Genomic DNA, 800 nt, shown 5'->3' with positions numbered 1-800 from the left:
CGTTCCCGGATCTGGTCGGGGTGCTTGAGAGGGTCGTGTCGGGTGAGGTGTCGTAGCTGAGGACGGCGGAGATCAGGCCTTCCATGGTGGTTCCGGCACTGTCTTTGCCGTCCCATGGGTGGGTGATGGTTCCCGGTGTTGAGGAGGTTCCCGTGAAGGTGCGGGTCCGTCCCGCGGGGTCCTTCAGCGCGATCTGATAGTCGCCTGTCCCGGCGGCGACGGTGATGGGTTCGGTCTGACCCGCTGAGGGTGTGAACCGGTCACGCTCAGCGCGGACGATGTCCCAGCCGTCGCTGACTGTTCGGAGGTTGTCGAGGAGGAGCTTGCCGGTGGCCGGCTGAGATCCATTGCGGGCGACGACCACGCGCTGCAAGGCGATGGGCGAGTCGAGAACACCATTCCCGTTTCCGGCGGTGGCCGAGGCCGGAGCTTCGTGAAATCGATCGTCAGGGTCGCCCAGGACGTCGACCTCATCGCATCTACTCGATAGAGGAAGAGTTCGCCGGTCGCGTCGAGCACCTTCAGGTAGACGGTGTTGTAGGAGCCGTCGCCCTTCATGTCCAATTTCACTGCGGAGTAGGAACCCTCCGCGAAGGGAACCAAGGAACTCGAGCGGCCGATCTCTGCGTTGCCGCCCGACACGTCGTACGACATCTCCAGAGACGCTGCGCCTTCTGTCTGAGTAGCTCCGCGTGCCGTTGACGCCGTTCCCGCAACCCGGATCCACTGATCCGCCGCTTCGAAGCCCTCCGCCACAACCTCGCCCGCCCCAGGCCCCGCAACAACACTCGTCACGGATG

1 protein-coding gene is annotated in these 800 nt (G+C 64.4%); it reads right to left on the bottom strand.

Annotated elements, in window-relative coordinates:
- Positions 1-364, bottom strand: a 364-nt coding sequence (locus B0T42_RS21785; RefSeq protein ID WP_236720423.1) for a flagellar hook assembly protein FlgD, incomplete at its 3' end; no start/stop codon positions are given.
- Between the last annotated feature and the right edge of the window lie 436 nt (positions 365-800).

This window comes from Rathayibacter rhapontici (assembly GCF_001995175.1).
Lineage (GTDB): Bacteria > Actinomycetota > Actinomycetes > Actinomycetales > Microbacteriaceae > Rathayibacter.
The sequence above is the reverse complement of the archived record's forward strand: the minus strand, read 5'-3'. Positions and strand labels throughout refer to the sequence as shown.